The following is a 17,963-nucleotide window of genomic DNA, read 5'->3' as shown; positions in this document are numbered from 1 at the left end:
GACGTTTTTGTTTTCCTGTTCCATAGTGATTAACATATAGCTCGGAGACCGACCACCATTGATCGGATTCACCCATCTGCATGATCTTCACATAACGAGCCTGCTGCTCAGGGAAGGTGATGGAGAGACGTCCTGACACGCCTTCGCCTCCGGCAATAGATGTTCCCCAGTTTTGCCCGTCATCGGAAACGAAAATGCGATATTGCCGGGGATAGTCATCCTTGGCGTTCCCAGGGTCCAGTTCTACTGCGTCAAAAGCACTCGTTTCCCCAAGATCAATCGTAATCCACTGTCCGCTCGTTTGTTTTCGTCCATTCGTCCATAATGTGTCTTGTTTTCCATCAACCATGTGAGCCGTGACATCCGTTCCTTGCGTGGAGGAAGCGGTCACGATCCAGTTTGAGCGATCGGACAACGGAGCTGGATTTGGATACTCAGGGGTCTGAGGCAATTTTCCAAATCGGGCGAGCTTGAGTTCCGAGATGGACCACCAACTGTCTGCGGGAGCAGTCAATACAATTTTGATATAACGCGCCGTCTGCATACCCAAATCGACGGACAGGCTTGGAGATGAGCCTATTCCCTGTGCAATTGGCTTGCTCCAGTTTTCATCGTCCTTCGAAACGTAAACTTCATACCCGTGGGCATAATCACCTCCGCTGTTGCCGGAGTTCATGAAAAGTGTGTCCATCATCTGCTCGTTGCCCAGATCAATATGGAGCCAGTCTCCAGGCTGTTGCGTTTGTCCAGATGACCAGCGGGTAGTCAAATCTCCGTCAATCATGCGTTCGACTGCTTCCGAACTGGAAGAGGCGGTAATCGTCCATTCGCTGCGATCCAGATAGGTTACGCCTTGTGAAGCATCTGGCTGCTTGACTACTGTATGCTCCAATGGATTGACTTTCACTTGAGCTTTCGCATAGACGGTAGCTGAACCCAAAGCTCCGCTGGCATTATAAAAACGAACCGTTTTGGCGGTGTCTGACGGATTCCAGATTTGCGCCGTGTAGACACCGTCCTTTTCGTATACGGTTGCTGCGGGAGAATCTGCCCAAATATCCATGGTACGTGTTCCTGTGGATGCCATGCTATGCATGAACCAGTAGGCGTTAAAGACTTCGTTTTGCTGCATCTCTTTTGTATCCCACTTTGCAAGAGCAGTCTCCGGGTCCCCGATGGATTGAAATGGCCAGATGATGTGTTGCCATGTGTGCTCCTGCTGACCACCAAGATCCTTGATCAGACCGTTGTATAGTGCCGCGGTATTCTTCGGATCACGACCATAATAGGTCATCCACTCTGCGGGCGGCAGCCAGTGAATGCCGTAAATATGCTCTGCGTCGTTGGAGAAGTACGTGCCATACAGGTAAGCACTACCGTATACATGCCCTACGGTAGCGTGTTTGTATTCTTCCAGCCAGTTGTCTCCATCGTAGTTGAACCAGTATTGCTCGGCCGCTTTTTCCTCGGTGACAAAGCCCCAGATGCCTGTATCGCGATAGGCTTTATTCCCTGTTACCTCGCCCCACATATATTGCCCGACCCAACTGAACAGAGCTTCGCCTGCCGCTTCCTGATTGTTTCCGCTGCGATTGTCGGCATAACCGCCAGCCCAGGAATGACCTGAATAAGGATCAAAATTACGCATCCATGGGAATTGATTGTCTGTGCGCGAAGGATTGGCATAATCCCGGATCAATAGTTCAACCATATCGCCATAATCTTCTACAAACGTTGGATCATACATAGCAAGCACCGCAGATGCAAAGACGTAATAACCATACGTAAAATGATGATCCGTCAGTCCGGTATTGACACCAAACCCGCTTCCATAAGGGAAGATCGTTCCCCATTGCCCCGAGTAATAAAAATAATAGGAGTGCAGACGTTCATCCGGTGAATAGGTGTACCAGTCCGTCAAAATGTTTCTCAACAGGGACAGGTAATGGTCTCGACGTTCCTGATCCCCAAGCTGATCGCTAATGAGCACACCCAGCGCAAGCGGATGAAGTTTTTTTCCTTGCCAGTAGGGATCTTCACTCATTAAATTGCCTGAAGTATCTGCATCAAGCTGATCCAGATAACTGATTAATTGCGCGCGTGAGTATGTCGGATCATCCGGCTCTACAAATTGCGGAATAATGCCATAGAAACGATCTTGTGTCGTAAAGCTGTTGCCTTCGTTCACTTTCATCGTTCCACGAATGGAAGGATAAGTAAGCTCTGTGAGTGGAGTCGTTGCAAGTTTCCACTGGTGCGGGAACAAAGCCATTAATGTGTTCGCTGAAAAGTTGGCACGCTTCGTTTGTGTAACGGAATTGAAGGTCGTTGTAACTTGTGAAGTGCTCTCGTTATAGTTGTAATCAACCTTCGTATCCGTCACAAAAGCATAGGCATGCTGGTAATAGTATGCTAATTCTGATGCAGATGGCAGGGTAGCGAGCGACAAATAATTTTCGCTTGATCCCAGCTTAATCTTAAGTGTATTGCCCAGCTTTATAAATGTGGTTCCTTCAGGTGCATAAAGACCATAGTTTCTTGTAAAAGTTTGCGGCGAAGGCGCTCTGTCCTGATTGGTGACTTCTACACCGATATGATCTCCTGTCCATGATTCCCCGTCCTTGAGCACAATCTCACGGTTTTGATCATCAAAGAGACGTGTGATGTTCGGTGAACGGAGCAGGATCGTGTCCGGGTTCTCGAACGTGTTGTACAGGAAAGGGGAGCCTTTGACAAAGGTTGTATTGACCTTCGCCGTGTCGTCATCACTCATGATGATGTTTGCGGAGTAATCTCCGTATCCAGCTACCTTGGTATTCACTTTGGCCGGATTCATACTGCTTGTTGTCAGGATGAGATCTGCTTCACCATCGGCATCCATTGAGTTTCCGTCTGCAGAAAGGTATCCAGCACCAGGATTCAAAATATGAAGCCCCTGCTTGGTGTACCGGTTTTTGAACGGGAGTGTAACCAGACTGTTTCCATCCCCTAAATCCGAAACAAGAATCGATTGCCACCAGTCATTAGATGGAATCGGGGCGGTGATGTCTGCTGTGCGATTTTTGGGGTTTTTCGGTTGCAGCATGGTGATGTCGTTAATGGCATAACTGCCAGCTCCAACCTGTACTGAGCTCATCTCTGGAATAGCCGGAATGGTGTAGACCGGTTTTTCATCACCTTGAATATACTCATACACATCAAAGGCATAGAGCGAATATCCGTTGGTTGTTCCTCGGCCAAGCCCTGCGAACTTTACATATCTGGCTTCTGCATATACAGGAATGTCATCCCGTCCACCGTTGCTGTGTAACTCCCGAACCAACGTAGTCCATTGCTTTGCGTCGTTGGATACCTGAATGTCGTAAGCACGTCCAAAAGCATTTTCCCATTGCAGCGAAATTTCTCCGATTTCATGACGTTGACCAAGGTCCACAACAATCCATTCCTGATCCTTGTATATGGAAGACCAGCGTGTACCTGGATCACCATCTGTCACATTGCGCGCTTCATAATTGCGCTTCTCCATCTTGGCCTTGTCTTCGGCGGAGCGGCTAGGTTCGTCAATCTCTTCCGACGATGCCATGACCGATTTACCAAGGGCAAGGTTGGGGGCAACCGGTTTTGGAGATGGATTTACTCCACCGCTTCCATATACATTGAACTCGTACAGAGATACACCGTAGGCTTTCTGTGCCCGTTCATGGCTCATTAAACGCACATAACGTGAATTGGCGGCAACTTCTACTTCTGTCAGGCCGCCTTGGCCACTTGTTGTGGAATATATTTGTTTCCAGTTCACCTCGTCATCCGACACTTCAAGGTCGAAGGCGGAAGCATAAGCATTTTCCCACTCAATCGAGATGTTCGAGATGGAAGCCACTGCACCCAAGTCAACATAGATCCACTGAGGGTCTTGCTGCCAAACACTTTCCCACCGGGTATTTTTGTTACCATCCACGGCATGATCGGCTGTATTCCCGCCAAGGGATGAGGAACTATACACCGGTCTGTTCAGTGATAAAAGATATGACCCTTCTGCTGCAGCGTTTGCTGCCTTGTTTGGCCATAGCGGAACACTGCTGATCAACAATAGTATAGATAACAGCAAGTTCACGCAGATGTTACGTTTGTTTCGTTTGTGACTCGTTCGTCCCTTCATATCTTCTTCTCCTTTGTTAGTTCCTGTCTTTTCATCAGACAGAACTTTCTCTTTTTCCTAACAACCTGTTATATGTATAATTCTGTTTTCCCGTGCCGCATTCCTGAGATCGATTTCAGGTTGCAAATAAGGGATAAGCTGATGTTCATTTGTTGTATATCGATCATTTGGAGTGGATTATAAAGGTTTTTTAAACGTTTTCGGAGAAAAAGAGACATATGTCCTACAGGAGGCAAGTGTGGTGTGTAACTATGAAATGCCGAATTAGGATTACGGTCGGATGCAATATAATAGTACTTCCTGCTGTCGGCTAAGTGTGACATTATCCTCCATCAGCAATTATGTTAGAGGCAAGCTATTTACAGGAAATCATAAAGCCAGCACGATCTTTATGATTTTCTATAGGAGAATTGAATGAGGTCTTTAACCATAAATCAGCGACTATCTTTAAAATAAATTGTTTTATCCACAGTAGCCCCAATGCATATGCTATTATTCTAGATAGAGCTGTTTTCTTGCTGGACTGGTGAAGTCTGTTCCAATTCAAATTGTCGGAATGTTTGATCTTTGGAGGGATATCATGAAGCGTACTTATCTATTAATTTTGCTCGTGGCTATATCGATAACTAGTGCATGCGAGCAGACTGATCCAAGTGTGGATCAAGAGAATAAGAGACCTCCTGCTGCCAATGCGGGGAAGGGAGAATCAGTGAGTCTATCTAAATTGGATTCCCAGAAGGCTTATGATCTCTGTGCAGAGGCTTTATCTGGATATTACAAAGCCATATGGAACGGTCTGGAATTTGACGTTAGCAGGTATATGGATGACCCAAATCTCAAACAATATTCAGAAAAAAAGATCCAATCACAGTATAATCTGTTTCGGAAGAACAACTTAACCTATAACCAAGTGAAAGAGGTCAGGATGGAAGCTGAAAAAGTAGATTATATTGAAGGGGAGCAAAGTTTTTATTATCTAAAACTGAATGCACGTATTACTAAGGATGTAGGGAACTACGCTGAGCCTTCTGAATTTCTTGTACAAAATAGGAATGGTAAGATAGTTATTGTTGACTGGTACACATCTGGCAAGAATAGTTACGATTCCATGATGCGTGGAGAGAATCAGGTAATTAATAATCCTGCCATTTGGAAGAATAGCGAATGGGTGGATAAATTGAAATAGTGGATCAAGTACTGTAGGACCGTGATACTTGTTATAAACTAAACCTTGGCTTCAAAGCCCGAAGTCTGTGTTAGTGGCCTTCAGGCTGTCGGTAGAGTATCGATAAGTAGTAGTCTCCGAATGACTCTGAATCGGCCAATTGACSCGCAATTATTTCCTGCTGTTGGATGTTTGGGGCGTATAGAAGTACTGGAACATCCTTGCGGTCGATATTAAAGATGCTGCTTGGAAATTGCAGATTGGAATGTATTCCATGATGAGACTCCGGCATAGTTGTACACCTCTCCTAAAACATGATTTTTTCATATTCTCCATTATATCTAATATGTTATTTTAAAACAGAATGAACAAGCCATCTCAAGCGCATTTTCATTTAGATATTAGGAATGTTTTTGGAAATATTTTTCTTTTATTCTTTTCTATTTTTCAAAACACATGAAAGCAGGTGTAAATATTAATACTCATGTCTTAATTTATGATGGGTTTGTCAATTTCGAAATCATGCTCGCAACCTATTTAATGAAAACTCAAGGGGAAATTATAACTGTGGGGTTAAGTTCCGAGATGGTCAATTCTCACGAAGGTTTTGCAGTTAAACCCCAAAAAGATATAAAAGAAGTGGATTGGGACGAAGTAGAAGTACTGATTATTCCAGGAGGAGATATTGGAGAAATTGAAAGGGATAAGGAGCTAACATCAATTATCAAGAAGTTAGACATTAATGGAAAGTATATTGGTGCTATATGTTCAGCAGTGGAACTTATTAAGCAAGCAGGGGTTTTAGAAGGAAGGGAGTATACTGACAACCATACAAACCATGTTGATACATATAAAGTTAGTCGGAATATAATAACTGCAAAAGCTAACGGATATGTAGATTTTGCAATTGAGTTAGGGAAAATGTTGAATATTTATTCCGACAAAGAGGATTATAATGAAACCGTTAGATTTTTTAAATATTTTGAAAATAATTAGTGGATATTTGTTGTTATAATATGGATGAAAAGGAGTGTGGAAAAGTGGATATTCAACAAGCTACCGAAGAAAAGCTTGAACGTGCAATGCAAAGGGGTGTCCCAATGGATGCTGCAATTCTTGAGGATCTTATGCAAAAAAAATTACTTACTGAAGAGGCAACCCAACGTTTATCAGCTCAAAGAAATTATCATAATAAAGAGGCTAGAGAAAATGTAGTTCCAGTGCGCATTACAGATGATGTTATGAATATGATGGATGCTTTAATTACAAGCAAGCACTCGAATAGCCGATCCGAAGCCGCTTCTTATTTTAATCATGTTAGGAGTCCAAAGCCATTATTCATCATTGAATCAACTCTCAAAAGAGGTAGCAGTTATAGAAGAACAGCAGAAAAAAGTTAAAAACCTCATCGAAGATTCACTCATATTTCCTAAATTGCCTCATCATGAATCAATATAAATCAGCGGTCAGCTCGCACTAAAACTGAAGTTATTTGATAGGAGCTTCAGAGAGTGAATAAGAGAATAATACATTCTCGGTCTTAAATAAGTCTAAGAACGTTATCCAGTAGAAGGCTGGAAGCTTTGTGTGCAAAGCAGACTTGGTCGTTATAGATGATGAAGAGCTCACAACAAGCCTACTTTAACATGGGCTCACCGCTGCAAACAATTCTACTTAGATTCTTTCCTCGTCGCAACCAGCTTCTACTCATAACTAAGGGCATCGCGGGAGTAGATGAGCACAGCGCTAATATCTCTCCAATACTTAAGTGTATTTTGCAGACTTAAAGCCTGCTTTACCGCGTTTTATGAATAATAAACTAAGGGATATCATWGTTATCCCTATGCTAGTTATTAATTTAATAAGAAGACTTTCATCCATCACCCAGGAGATTGAAAAACTATTGATTACACTGTGAAATAAAATGCATAACCAGATACTTTTACTCAAGTAGTAGATGACTGCGAGTGAAAATGCCATTCCGATAACAAGAATGCTAAAAAGTCCGAAATTCCAATGATATTGACTGGTCCCCTTAATAAAAAATAGGGGGAGATGCCATACAGCCCAAATGAGAGCGGTAACAAGGGTTGCACCAATAAATCCAATTTTCTTTTCAAGCAGAGGTTGTAAAATATAACGCCACCCTAATTCTTCTAACCCTCCTCCAATAATCATAATTGGAATAGATAATATTGCCATATATACGGGTGAACTTGGAGTGATACCTCCTAGAAGTGCTGGAATACCAAAATACGCAATGGTAAGTATAAGCACATAGATGTATGTATTAAGAGGTTGTTTAATTGCAAAAGCTTCTTTTATAAAAGTTTTAAATCCTGTTATTCTACCGTAATGTCTTAAAATAAAATAGGAAGCAATCGTTGGCCCACACCCACCAATAGTAAACAGGATCATTCCCAAGGGGGTTCTTAATTCTAATAGTTCAATTTGACTAGCTAACATTAGTACTCCCCATGAACAATAAGTGATGAGGAAAGTCCATAATATGTATTGAAATAGTATTTTGGTATTGCTTATCTTCATATTAGTTTCCACCTTTTATCATTGCAAGCTAGCATCAGCAACGCATTTTTTCTTCCTGTTTTGAGTATAAAGGGTGACTGAGCTTCCTACCTCAAGCCGTAGAAGGAATCGAACTAAGTCCATAGAATGAATTTGCGAATTGTAATTATTGACGAATGTCTAAATCATAATAGAGCAAATTTATTCAAATATCCGCAATGCCAAAGAGCCCGCGTTCTTCGCAGGCTCCTTGTTTTATCGAATTATAAACAGAAAATATTGCAGATGATCGCATCGTCTTTCCCCCAGTTTCACGAACCGTTCCTGAAGTGCTTCAACACCTGACCAGTGAACATCTGTACCAAGGAAATACTTCCAAAAACAGTTCAACGCCCCCGGAATATGTCCGGCGGTGGCATCGATCGGTTATCCTTAGATTTTCGCAGGTGCTTCAAACCCTTGAGAGGATGCCTCAGATTCGTTAGCGCACGCTCCATACTTTGATGCAACTGGCGGCGAATCCAGAGTACAATCCTCTCGCTCTAATTCAGTTCAGTCTGTCCACTTGCGAGTCGATCTGCGATCTCTTCGGCTTGTAGAATGGAGGTGTAGGGATCAGCGGTAAAATATTTATGGATATCCAGTTTGAAGATATGGTTGTTCTGCACTGCAGGCAGGTTGTCCCATACGTTAGGCAACAGAGAATGATCCTTTGTGCCTTCTGTAACCATCATCAGCAGGTAATCACCCACGTACTCTCCGAATACCTCTTCGCTAGCTTCCAGGTTTTCTTTACCTTGGTCCAGAATATCGGACTTCACCTTGGGTGCCGGGGTCAGTCCTAGCAATTCATAGGCTGCTCTTCCGCCACGATTGGCACTGTTGCCGATAATGGCTGGGTTCTTTAAAAAGTTAAAATCGGCAACGGTGAAGGTGGCATCGTCCGGAATTACACCTTTGATTTTGGCCTTAGCCGCTGCAATCCGTTGTTTAAACGATTCGTTCCACGCGATGGCTTCTGCCTCGCGATTCAGAATCTCGCCCATGGCGGTCACCTCGGCTTCCATGGAATCATACTGATCGGGTACGAATACAACAGTCGGAGCGATTTTGGAATAGGTCTGAAATTTCTCCTGGTCCCATGTGATAATCAGATCCGGTTCCAACTCTACCATTTTCTCAAGTGAAACCTCACTATGGTTACCCAAATCCGCGCTATCCACAAGTTTGTCACGCAGGAACATGCCATAATCCAGCAGGCTGCTCGGTACACCAACAGGTGTTACGCCGACAGCCAGAACATGTCCTATATTCCAGTCGACGACAACTCTCTCCGGGGTGAGGGGTACGGTGATATCTCCCATCATTGTTGAGATTGTTCTTGTCTTTGATGCGGTGTTTTCTGTTTCTGTCACGGCTGGCTCTATTGCCTCGTTTTGGGTACAACCACTCATGAATATGGCCATGATAAGCAGAACAGGCAGGGACATACGATACCAAGCTTTCTTAAACAACATGACGAACCCTCTTTCTAATTGATAATGATTTTCATTTGATATAACTCTAGAGGGAAACTTGCGATTGCACAATAACCGATTCGGAACCGAAAGCATAACCATTTCAGAAACCAATCCAGAGGTTGAATTGAGAATGATTATCATATATGATGAGACGAAGCTTTGGATGTAGTAACGAGAAATAAAGAAAGGTCCATGACGATGAACATAGAAGAATACGGGGCATTATGGGAGCATGCAACAATCCGATTACTTGATATTCGAATCATGACCGTTAATACCAGTGAAGAGCCTAATACATGGACGCCTCCCTCGAATTCTTTTTTATTAGTTACGAATGGTGAGGGGGAAATCCGGCTTGGGCAAGCGATGCATCAGATTAAAGGAACTTATATTCTGCACGCTTCCAAAGGAACGCGTCTGGATTGTCTGGCTAAGAATCCGATGGAGATACATATGTTGTCTTATTCGTTACTAGAGCCAGAGAAGTCACATACGGAAAGTTCCCTAACTAATACTGGGTCAAATTCTCTGCAAGTAAGTTTTGGTTTTGAACCAGTTGATCCATTGCCTTTAATTGAAATCCTGCAATGGATATACAGACAGTGGAGTGAACTACAGTCAGCAGGCCGGATTCAAACCAAGGCATTATTCTACCAATGGCTCGCCGAAATGCTGAAACAAATGCAAGAGCAGAAAAAAAAACATACGAAGCTGGACCGGGTAGATCAGGCGGTGCGATATCTGACTCGTCACTACGGGGAACCACTCAAAATGCAACAGCTAGCTGATATGCTGGATTGCAGTCCGAGGTATCTGAACCAATTGTTTCAGCTTCAATTGAACACAAGTCCCAGTCGTGTACTGTCACAGATTCGGATGGAACAGGCGTTAAAACTACTGCTAAACACGAAAGGGACCTTACAGGAAATCGCAGAGAGAGTAGGATATGAGAATGGCTATACTCTAAGTCGCTACTTCAAGAAACATTACGGGGTTTCTCCAGAGTTTTACAGAAAGCGTCGAGACAGTAGCATTTCGAATGTAGCCCCGAGTACATTCCAACCATATTCCCTTCTGAAGAATGATTACCTGGAATGGAGTGAACGAACGGTATCCTTAGTTGAAGATGACCAAACTCGGCCAGCTCAAGAGAATAGAGATCTGACAGGAGTCCAAGTGAGGAAGTTCTCGACGCTTGCGGTGCCAAGAGCCAAAGCTCGGATGTTTACCACAAGCATAGGAGAGATTATGATACCTGAAAAACCTAGTCGTGTTGTCGTGGACTGGCATTTGGGAGAAGTACTGGCACTGGGGGTGACACCTCTTGGAGCACCGCATTCACTCATTGAAAGTAACCAAATGCTGGAACCTTATATCTGTGACCAAGTGCAGGATATCGGCAATCATAATTTTATCTCAATTGAAAAGGTGGTTGAATTGGAACCGGATCTAATTATCACCTGGAATCATGCTGCTTACCTTTCTTATGCCCGTATTGCACCTACGGTTGTTTATGGAGGAGGTAGGTACGGCTCTGTCGAGGAGGAGATCCGTGATATGGGGCATATTTTGAATCGCCATACAGAAGCCGAAACATGGATTAAGGAATACAGAAGGAGAGTACACACCATAAGACAAACGACCACGGGCAAGCTTTTCACAGAGAAGACATTTACGGTTATTGATCCTAATTGGGGAGAACATATTACCCTTGTGGGAGATACGGGAACTCGTGGAGGTAAGGCTGCCTACAGGTTATTGAACTTGAAGCCAGCAGGCAAGATTCGCCAAGAGCTGCTGGAGCCAGGCTTGGAATGCCTGGATGTTGCACGGAGTGCGGTAGGTGGGTATCTGGAGGACTACCTGTTAGTATTGGATAACGGTCCAAGACAAGGGCCTGATGATTCATCTTCAGTCAAACCATGGGAGAAATCGATTGAGACAGATCACTGCCGGATTATTCACCTTGATTGGAATAGGTATTTTCTCTCCGACCCGTTGTCCGCGGTGCTGCAAGCCGAGGAAATGGCAGAGCGGATTATGGAACATAAATTGTTGCTCACGCAATGAGAAGTAGGAGCATTGATTAGATACCAGATTCCCCTCATAACTGATCCAGTCGCTCCAGCTTCCGGAATACAACTTCACATTCGAGAATCCCGCTTCTTCCAGTGCAATCACGTGCGGACAGGTAATTATGCCTGAACTGGAGTATAGTAGTATTCCTGCGGGAGGTTCAGAAACATGAAAGACATACATAATTTCCATGTAACTTAATTTTGTTTGTTCCAATCTCTCAAGTAGGGTCCTCAAGTTACTAGAACTATTTTAGTGTTACACGCCTTTCATATGATAAGTATATTAACATATCGTTTGTGTTTATAAGGTTATTCTTTATGTTTAGCCCTATAATGTTATGTTTGTTAACAAAAAAATATTGTTGTAAATGTATTTATATGTTAGTGTGTATTTGTGTTAGAAAATATTACATAGTATAGAGGGGGAGCGTAATGTTTATTAACCGAACGATTAGGAAATTTGGGGTTTCAGTAGGGATTATAAGTATGTTTACATTTGCTCTACCTTCAGTGGGCTTTAGTATGCCGCTGCAGCCAACAACCATCGATAAGGTAGAAGGTGATTATTATGTAACGTCTGCGATTAAGAACATTCGCTGGGGGTCACTGCCTAATCGAGATAGCTCTCCGATTCTTACTGTACCATCAGGAAGTGCTGTAACATTTGATACGGTATCGCATGAGGGACTGATAGAGGATCAAGGGAGAAATCCAGTGGAGTACTTCGGCAAATTCGGGATATCCCCCGATGGAGTGTTGGATGACGCGAAGGCAATTGCGGCTTCTGAGATTAAGCATGATTATGTAAAAGACGGACCTCATATTATCACTGGGCCAGTAGCGGTTGAGGGAGCAGAGCCGGGAGATGTTCTTAAAGTAGAAGTCCTTTCGTTGCAAACTCGAGTTCCGTATGGTGTCATTTCTAACCGCCATGGGAAAGGGGCCCTTCCTAACGAATTTCCAGAAAATACAGGCCCGCAAGAGGGAGCTAGCGCAACAAAACCGGAATTATATAATAATGTATCTATATTTACGCCTATTGAAGAAATCAACGGCAATTGGTATGGAGTATTACCAACAAAAGCTGGCAAAAATGTACGTTTTCCAATTAACCCGTTTCTAGGTGTTATGGGGGTTGCACCAAATACCAGCGAAGTTGTGAGTTCGATCCCACCTATTGAAACAGGAGGGAATATGGATATTAACGAGTTGGGTGTTGGTGCAACTATTTATTATCCGATTCAAGTTAAAGGCGGGCTATTCTATACTGGAGATCCACACTTTGCTCAAGGAGATGGAGAAGTAGCGTTAACTGCATTGGAAGCTTCCTTAAGGGGGACAGTTCGGTTAACGGTGTTAAAGAAAGGTGATCCATCACTGCCCCATCGTGGAGAATTCACGCAACCCTTTGCTGAAACAGAGGATTATTGGATTCCAATTGGACTGGACCCTGATTTGGATGAAGCAATGAAAGAATCCGTACGTGAATCGATTCAATTCTTATCCGATAAGCTTGATATGGATAGAAGTGTAGCTTATGCTTACCTATCGGCCGCAACGGATTATGAAGTATCTCAGGTGGTAGACCGAACGAAAGGCGTTCATGGACTCATTCGAAAGACCGATTTCCTTGAATATGTTGACGTTGCCATGAATGTAGGGGGTACGACAATCAAACCGGTTGTTCATAACGATGAGTTTTACGTACCGATTCGAACAATTTCGGAGCTATTGGGCGGTACAGTAGTATGGGATCATAAGACGCGTACAACTCAAATCAAATTAGGCACGAAAAATATAAGTGCTCAAATTGGTTCAGATGTGTATTCAATTAACGATAAACTAGTGTTCAATAGTAACGTACCAAAGCTTTTAAATGGCGAAACCGTAGTTCCGGTCTCTGTTATTAATGAAATACTAGGTGCTTATGTAAACTGGACGACGATCGACAAGACGTTAACAGCAAATGTATCGTTAAGTAAAAAGCAATAATAATAGATTTCATTATTCAATCGTGGTGGACAGATGTCCATCACTTTTTTTTTGTTATCATGAATCCCAAAAAGCTGCCACTTTATATCTACTTCGTACAGAAAGGCGTTTGCTGGAAACAAATAAGGAGAGTGTCTTTAATTCGAACAGGATATTTTCTCAATAACCGAAAAAGGAGCCCGTATGAACGGTTTTTAGCATTTTAGTGAATCACATAAATTTATTTATATCCTACATATAACCTTTTGCTGTACTTGTCCATCTAATTAAATAGAGGGCCCTCAGAAGGAGTGAAATTCGTGCATCAAACTATGGAAGAAGAAGTCAACCGAGCACAGCAGGGAGATCGTGAGGCATTTATTCAGCTGTTCCGGAGGCTGGAGCCCGAGCTGTATCGTTTGGCAAAGTCTATTGTGGGACGGGATGAGGATTGCGCGGATGCTCTTCAGGAAACGACACTGAAAGCATATAAAGGCATAACCGGCTTACGGAAGACAGCTTTTTTCAAAACGTGGCTTATTCGTATTCTAATCAACGAATGTAATCAGGTGCTGCGTATGCGCAAACGTACCATCGTCATGGCGGAACTGCCCGAGCAGACCAAGTCGGACAGCAAGGGAGAAGATGTTGTGAACAGCCGGCAGCTTGATTTACGGGAAGCTGTGGAGAATCTGGACGAATCATTACGTTTGGTTGTTCATCTGTTCTATTATCAGGATTTACCGATCAAACAAATAGCGAGTGTTCTGGAGCTGTCGGAAGGTGCTGTCAAAGCACGATTACACAGAGCACGCGGGGTGCTTGCGAAACAAATGGATTGGAAAGGGGAGAGTGCGATTGAATCAACGTGATCTTGATCAGGAACTGCGGGAATTGGGTAAAGCGAATGCGGGTAAGGTACCCGACATGATTCGCCACCGTCAGGAAGAGGTCTATGCCGCACTGGAGGCTCTCCCGATGCAAAAACGCAGTCACCACCGTAAAAAGTCTGTTCGTTCTGTGTCTCCGGTTTACCGGTTCCTTTTGACAGCTGCAGCGGTGATGATTGTTGCCATAGGCAGCTTGATTGGCAGTGCCGCTGTATCACCAGCTATTGCAGCATCACTGCAAAGTGTTCCACTCATCGGCAGTCTGTTTAAGCTTGCCGCCGCCGACTTAGGCCTGCAAACCTTGGAGGAGAGCGGTCTTGCAGATGTCGTGGAAGCCAGCGCCACCCATGATGGAATCACTCTCCGTATTCCAGAGCTTGTCTACGATGGCATAAGGCTATCCATGATAGTTACTCGTGATGGAGAAAAACGAAGTGGCGGTATTCTTGACCAAATTTCTACGGGAAACGGAACAAAGCCCAAATATCCTAATGGAGCCATTCATTCCTTTGATGCGCAGATCGATGGACGTTCCATCTATCGGCAGGACATTGGATGGAATATGGGTCTTAAAGCAAAACGCACATCCGATCCAAATACAGCCATTTATGAATTAACACCACGTTCCGCATCGCAACAGTTCACATCAGCACTTCCAGATGCATTTACGCTGACAGTTCAGATTGGTCTGGAGGGGGTTGATGAGCCATTTGTGATGGAACTTCCAGTGCGTAAACAGCAGGCCAAAGTCATGTCCACCATTCAGAAGTCGAGAGAATGGAGAGGCCACAAGCTGACCTTAAGCGAAATCCAGTTCACGCCGATTACAACCCAAGTGTTGTTAAGTGTTGTTTCGGATGATCAGGAATGGAAGCGTCGGCTATGGTTTGAACTGTGGGATGACAGGGGCAATGTACTGGGCCTCATTGGGGGATATGGTGCGCATGAAACCGGCCACGCAGGAGAGCTTCGTTATAATGTGCTGTTTGAACGCATGGCAAAGGCTCCTTCATCGATCAAACTGAAAGCTTTTTTGCCTGAAATGGAGGATCCTTCATCTTCTTCAGGAAGCTTCAAGCTAAACGAGCGCGGGGAAGCCATTAAAAATTATATCAACGAGTTGGAGATCACCGTTCCGGTGGATCAAGCAGAATTACAGAAACTATACGAGATTTCATCCAAAACAAGAGGAGACGATAAACCATGAAAAACACATCTAAAATGATTGCGGTAACAGCTTTAGCAACAGGATTGTTAGTTGGAGGTGGGGCTTGGGGATATCAAGTAACAACGGTTGATGCTGCGGCAGCTCAAGCTACTGGAGAAAAAGGAAAGGCTGCGACGGCGAGTAAAGCGAAAACCGTTCGAGTAACTCAGAGCGGCATTACCCTTGAGGTGAAAAAAGCCGTGTTTGACGGAAACTTGATTGATATTTCGATCGACCGGACGAGCAGGGGACTGGAGAACAGCTTCGTGTACAACGGTGCAGGAGAGGGAAGTAACCCTATGGATGAAGGAAGTCTTGAGTCTATAGACGTTTATATTAACGGAAAATCTATTATGGAGCTTGGTGGAAAAACTCTTGGGCAAATGCCTAACCTGGGGTGGGGGCCTGGAGATCATTCTGAAAGTGTTCGTGTTAAAATTACGGATGCTTCCTGGTTAGGTGATAAAGGTTACGTTTTTCCAGACAAGTTTCAACTTAAACTAAAAGCAAAGCTTGCAGGGGTGGATAAACCTTACATTGTTGAACTGCCAATGCAGAAGGCAGCTGCCAAACCAGTGGTTTTGAAGAAGAACTTGATCAAACAGTCTGGGAGCATAACTCTTGAGTTTGGTAAAATAAGTCTTACCTCTGCCTCATCTCGTATTCAACTGATTGGGAAGGGAGATACAACAGAACGGCTTTCTCGTATTCAGTATGAGGTTGTGGATGACAGTGGGCGCTCACTGGATTACTTGATAGGGTTTGGTACAGATCAAAACAATAAAGCAAAAGCACTTTATAATGACATCGTGTTAACTCCGATTCATGGTGATGCTAAATCGATAACAATTAAACCGTTTTATCCCGAGATGGAAGTACCTGATGCAGCAAGTGGCGCGTTTATGCTGGATGCTAATGGGGAGATCGTGAAAAATTATATTAAAGATCTGGAGATGGAGGTTCCGTTAAAATAAAGTTAATAACGATATATTAAACTTGGAAAGGCCAAACAAAGTTTATAGCCGAGTTTATTACGTTATGACCAGAAGCCCGCGAAAAACGCGGGCTTTTGTTATATCTAAATATGTTGTACGGTTAGCAATTCAATATCAGTCCGGTTTCACGGTACTTATAGGCTGCTTAGTTTTCGATGATAATTCCGTCCAGCTTGAGATTAACCGGATGTGCCAACGTATCTCCAACCGGGCACTTGCTCTCCAGGAATTGTACAAATGCTTCAACCTGCTCTTGGGGAGAATCTGTTTTGATACGGAATGTATACCGAATATCGGAATAGCCCGGACGCACCTCTGATTTGTCGAAAAAGCCATCCAGGTCAATATCGCCTTCTACATCCACAAAAAAATCCTTGAGATTCACCCCAAATTTAGGCGCATATACCCTAGCTACGATCGACTGGCATGCTCCCAGCGAGGCAAGTAAAGCTTCCACCGGATTCATGCCGGTGTCGGTTCCCCCCAAGTTTTTGGGCTCGTCGATAATAAACTCGAAGTTTCGAGATGTTACTTTCACTTGAACTCCGTTTTGCAGATGAGCAGATGCTTTAAACGTTTGGAGGGCAGCCATTTTGTAGTCTCCTTTAGTAGGTTTATTGATACTGATTTTATTCATAGTTTTCCGCTATGATCATATTAGAATGGATAACTTGCGCTGTCAATCCTCAATTTCCCAATATTTTGATCTAGGGAACAGCGCAAAGAAGCATATGCTGGTCTCTAACGTTGCTTAGGCGGACTGCTTATTACATTTAGAAGTAGGTGATTACCAAAAAACCACCCCTGTCCCGCAAAATTGAGGGAGAGAGGTGGCTGGATGAACGATATTTAAATCCTTAGATTAATGATTTTTTAATTCAGCGTATCAATGGTACAGCTTCAATTCAGCAATAGACCACCACCACTCAGCATTGTCCGTAGTCAAAGCAATTTTGACATATCGTGCCTGCTGGTTGGTGAATGTCGCTGAGATTAAAGAATCTGTTCCCACAGCTTCTGAAACCGAATTCCAATGCTCGCCATCCGTTGAAGTGACGATTGTAAAACTGCGGGCATAGTCATTGGTACTGCTGCCTGAGTCCATAGTTAACCGGCTGAAATTCTGGATGCTTCCCAGATCGATCTGAATCCACTGGTCTGCTTGTTGTCCGGATGCAGAGGTCCAGCGTGAGTTCAGATCATCATCCAGCAGTGCACCAACGTCTTCAGACGTGGAGGCTGTAGCTGTCCAAGATGTCCGATCCAGTTCGGTAGGCAGCAGATCATCCTGATCCCCGGGTGCCCATGGTGTCTGATCGGCAGTATAAACTGCGATTTCAGCTACAGACCACCAGTGAGAATCCGTTCCGGTCTGGACGATTTTGATATAGCGGGCCTCATGAGCAGGGAATGAAATGAAGAGCAAGGCATTTTTCCCTTCACCCGTAGCCA

General features: G+C 43.8%; 13 protein-coding genes and 1 pseudogene. 8 read left to right on the top strand and 6 right to left on the bottom strand.

Annotated elements, in window-relative coordinates:
• On the bottom strand, positions 1-4,159 hold a 4,159-nt coding region (locus tag AB4Z30_RS29535; RefSeq protein ID WP_441931172.1), incomplete at its 3' end, for a discoidin domain-containing protein.
• 580 nt (positions 4,160-4,739) lie between these two features.
• On the opposite strand from AB4Z30_RS29535, the gene AB4Z30_RS29530 reads away from it, so the two are divergent.
• The 3 genes from AB4Z30_RS29530 (at position 4,740) to AB4Z30_RS29520 (ending at position 6,724) form a co-directional block, all read left to right on the top strand.
• On the top strand, positions 4,740-5,345 hold the full coding sequence (locus AB4Z30_RS29530) for a hypothetical protein (protein WP_441931171.1): 606 nt from the start codon (positions 4,740-4,742) through the stop codon (positions 5,343-5,345).
• 435 nt (positions 5,346-5,780) lie between these two features.
• Entirely contained in the window at positions 5,781-6,320 is a 540-nt protein-coding gene (locus tag AB4Z30_RS29525) for a DJ-1/PfpI family protein (RefSeq protein WP_441931170.1), read from the top strand.
• A gap of 44 nt (positions 6,321-6,364) precedes the next feature.
• Positions 6,365-6,724 carry a hypothetical protein gene (locus tag AB4Z30_RS29520; protein WP_441931169.1) on the top strand — a complete coding sequence of 120 codons (360 nt, stop codon included), beginning with the start codon at positions 6,365-6,367 and terminating at the stop codon, positions 6,722-6,724.
• A gap of 364 nt (positions 6,725-7,088) precedes the next feature.
• Here AB4Z30_RS29520 and AB4Z30_RS29515 read toward each other — a convergent pair whose 3' ends face one another.
• Positions 7,089-7,790 (bottom strand): CPBP family intramembrane glutamic endopeptidase, encoded by a 702-nt coding sequence (locus AB4Z30_RS29515; RefSeq protein ID WP_441931167.1) that lies wholly within the window; start codon positions 7,788-7,790, stop codon positions 7,089-7,091.
• A 602-nt stretch (positions 7,791-8,392) separates the two neighbouring features.
• Positions 8,393-9,367 (bottom strand): ABC transporter substrate-binding protein, encoded by a 975-nt coding sequence (locus tag AB4Z30_RS29510; RefSeq protein ID WP_441931166.1) that lies wholly within the window; start codon positions 9,365-9,367, stop codon positions 8,393-8,395.
• Between the two features lie 201 nt (positions 9,368-9,568).
• Between AB4Z30_RS29510 and AB4Z30_RS29505 the strand changes: the two genes are divergently transcribed.
• Positions 9,569-11,440 (top strand): helix-turn-helix domain-containing protein, encoded by a 1,872-nt coding sequence (locus tag AB4Z30_RS29505; protein WP_441931165.1) that lies wholly within the window; start codon positions 9,569-9,571, stop codon positions 11,438-11,440.
• An 18-nt stretch (positions 11,441-11,458) separates the two neighbouring features.
• On the opposite strand, the pseudogene AB4Z30_RS29500 reads toward AB4Z30_RS29505, so the two are convergent.
• A pseudogene (locus tag AB4Z30_RS29500) lies at positions 11,459-11,608 on the bottom strand (sulfurtransferase); the annotation flags it as partial.
• 272 nt (positions 11,609-11,880) lie between these two features.
• Here AB4Z30_RS29500 and AB4Z30_RS29495 point away from each other — a divergent pair.
• The 4 genes from AB4Z30_RS29495 (at position 11,881) to AB4Z30_RS29480 (ending at position 16,490) form a co-directional block, all read left to right on the top strand.
• The gene (locus AB4Z30_RS29495; protein WP_441931164.1) at positions 11,881-13,440 is read left to right on the top strand and encodes an acetamidase/formamidase family protein; all 1,560 of its coding nucleotides are present in this window, start codon (positions 11,881-11,883) and stop codon (positions 13,438-13,440) included.
• 299 nt (positions 13,441-13,739) lie between these two features.
• Entirely contained in the window at positions 13,740-14,291 is a 552-nt protein-coding gene (locus AB4Z30_RS29490; protein WP_441931163.1) for an RNA polymerase sigma factor, read from the top strand.
• Positions 14,278-15,516 carry a DUF4179 domain-containing protein gene (locus AB4Z30_RS29485; RefSeq protein WP_441931162.1) on the top strand — a complete coding sequence of 413 codons (1,239 nt, stop codon included), beginning with the start codon at positions 14,278-14,280 and terminating at the stop codon, positions 15,514-15,516. The genes AB4Z30_RS29490 and AB4Z30_RS29485 overlap by 14 nt, the downstream gene beginning before the upstream one ends.
• Positions 15,513-16,490 carry a DUF5643 domain-containing protein gene (locus tag AB4Z30_RS29480; RefSeq protein WP_441931161.1) on the top strand — a complete coding sequence of 326 codons (978 nt, stop codon included), beginning with the start codon at positions 15,513-15,515 and terminating at the stop codon, positions 16,488-16,490. Before AB4Z30_RS29485 ends, AB4Z30_RS29480 begins: the two co-directional genes overlap by 4 nt.
• 166 nt (positions 16,491-16,656) lie before the next feature.
• Here the strand turns inward: AB4Z30_RS29480 and AB4Z30_RS29475 are convergent, their stop codons facing one another.
• Both AB4Z30_RS29475 and AB4Z30_RS29470 read right to left on the bottom strand, forming a co-directional pair.
• Positions 16,657-17,103: an OsmC family protein gene (locus tag AB4Z30_RS29475; protein WP_441931160.1), complete on the bottom strand. Its 447-nt coding sequence runs from the start codon at positions 17,101-17,103 to the stop codon at positions 16,657-16,659.
• A gap of 294 nt (positions 17,104-17,397) precedes the next feature.
• Positions 17,398-17,963: discoidin domain-containing protein (locus AB4Z30_RS29470; RefSeq protein WP_441931158.1), on the bottom strand; the 566-nt coding region annotated here is incomplete at its 5' end.

The organism is Paenibacillus sp. 2TAF8 (genome assembly GCF_052114825.1).
Lineage (GTDB): Bacteria > Bacillota > Bacilli > Paenibacillales > Paenibacillaceae > Paenibacillus.
This window is presented reverse-complemented; position numbering and strand designations above follow the sequence as displayed.

Coding starts and splice junctions, on each gene's coding strand:
- AB4Z30_RS29475 (WP_441931160.1), bottom strand. CDS start 17,103: ATGGCTGCCCTCCAAACGTTTAAAGCATCTGCTCATCTGCAAAACGGA.
- AB4Z30_RS29495 (WP_441931164.1), top strand. CDS start 11,881: ATGTTTATTAACCGAACGATTAGGAAATTTGGGGTTTCAGTAGGGATT.
- AB4Z30_RS29510 (WP_441931166.1), bottom strand. CDS start 9,367: ATGTTGTTTAAGAAAGCTTGGTATCGTATGTCCCTGCCTGTTCTGCTT.
- AB4Z30_RS29530 (WP_441931171.1), top strand. CDS start 4,740: ATGAAGCGTACTTATCTATTAATTTTGCTCGTGGCTATATCGATAACT.
- AB4Z30_RS29505 (WP_441931165.1), top strand. CDS start 9,569: ATGAACATAGAAGAATACGGGGCATTATGGGAGCATGCAACAATCCGA.
- AB4Z30_RS29480 (WP_441931161.1), top strand. CDS start 15,513: ATGAAAAACACATCTAAAATGATTGCGGTAACAGCTTTAGCAACAGGA.
- AB4Z30_RS29525 (WP_441931170.1), top strand. CDS start 5,781: ATGAAAGCAGGTGTAAATATTAATACTCATGTCTTAATTTATGATGGG.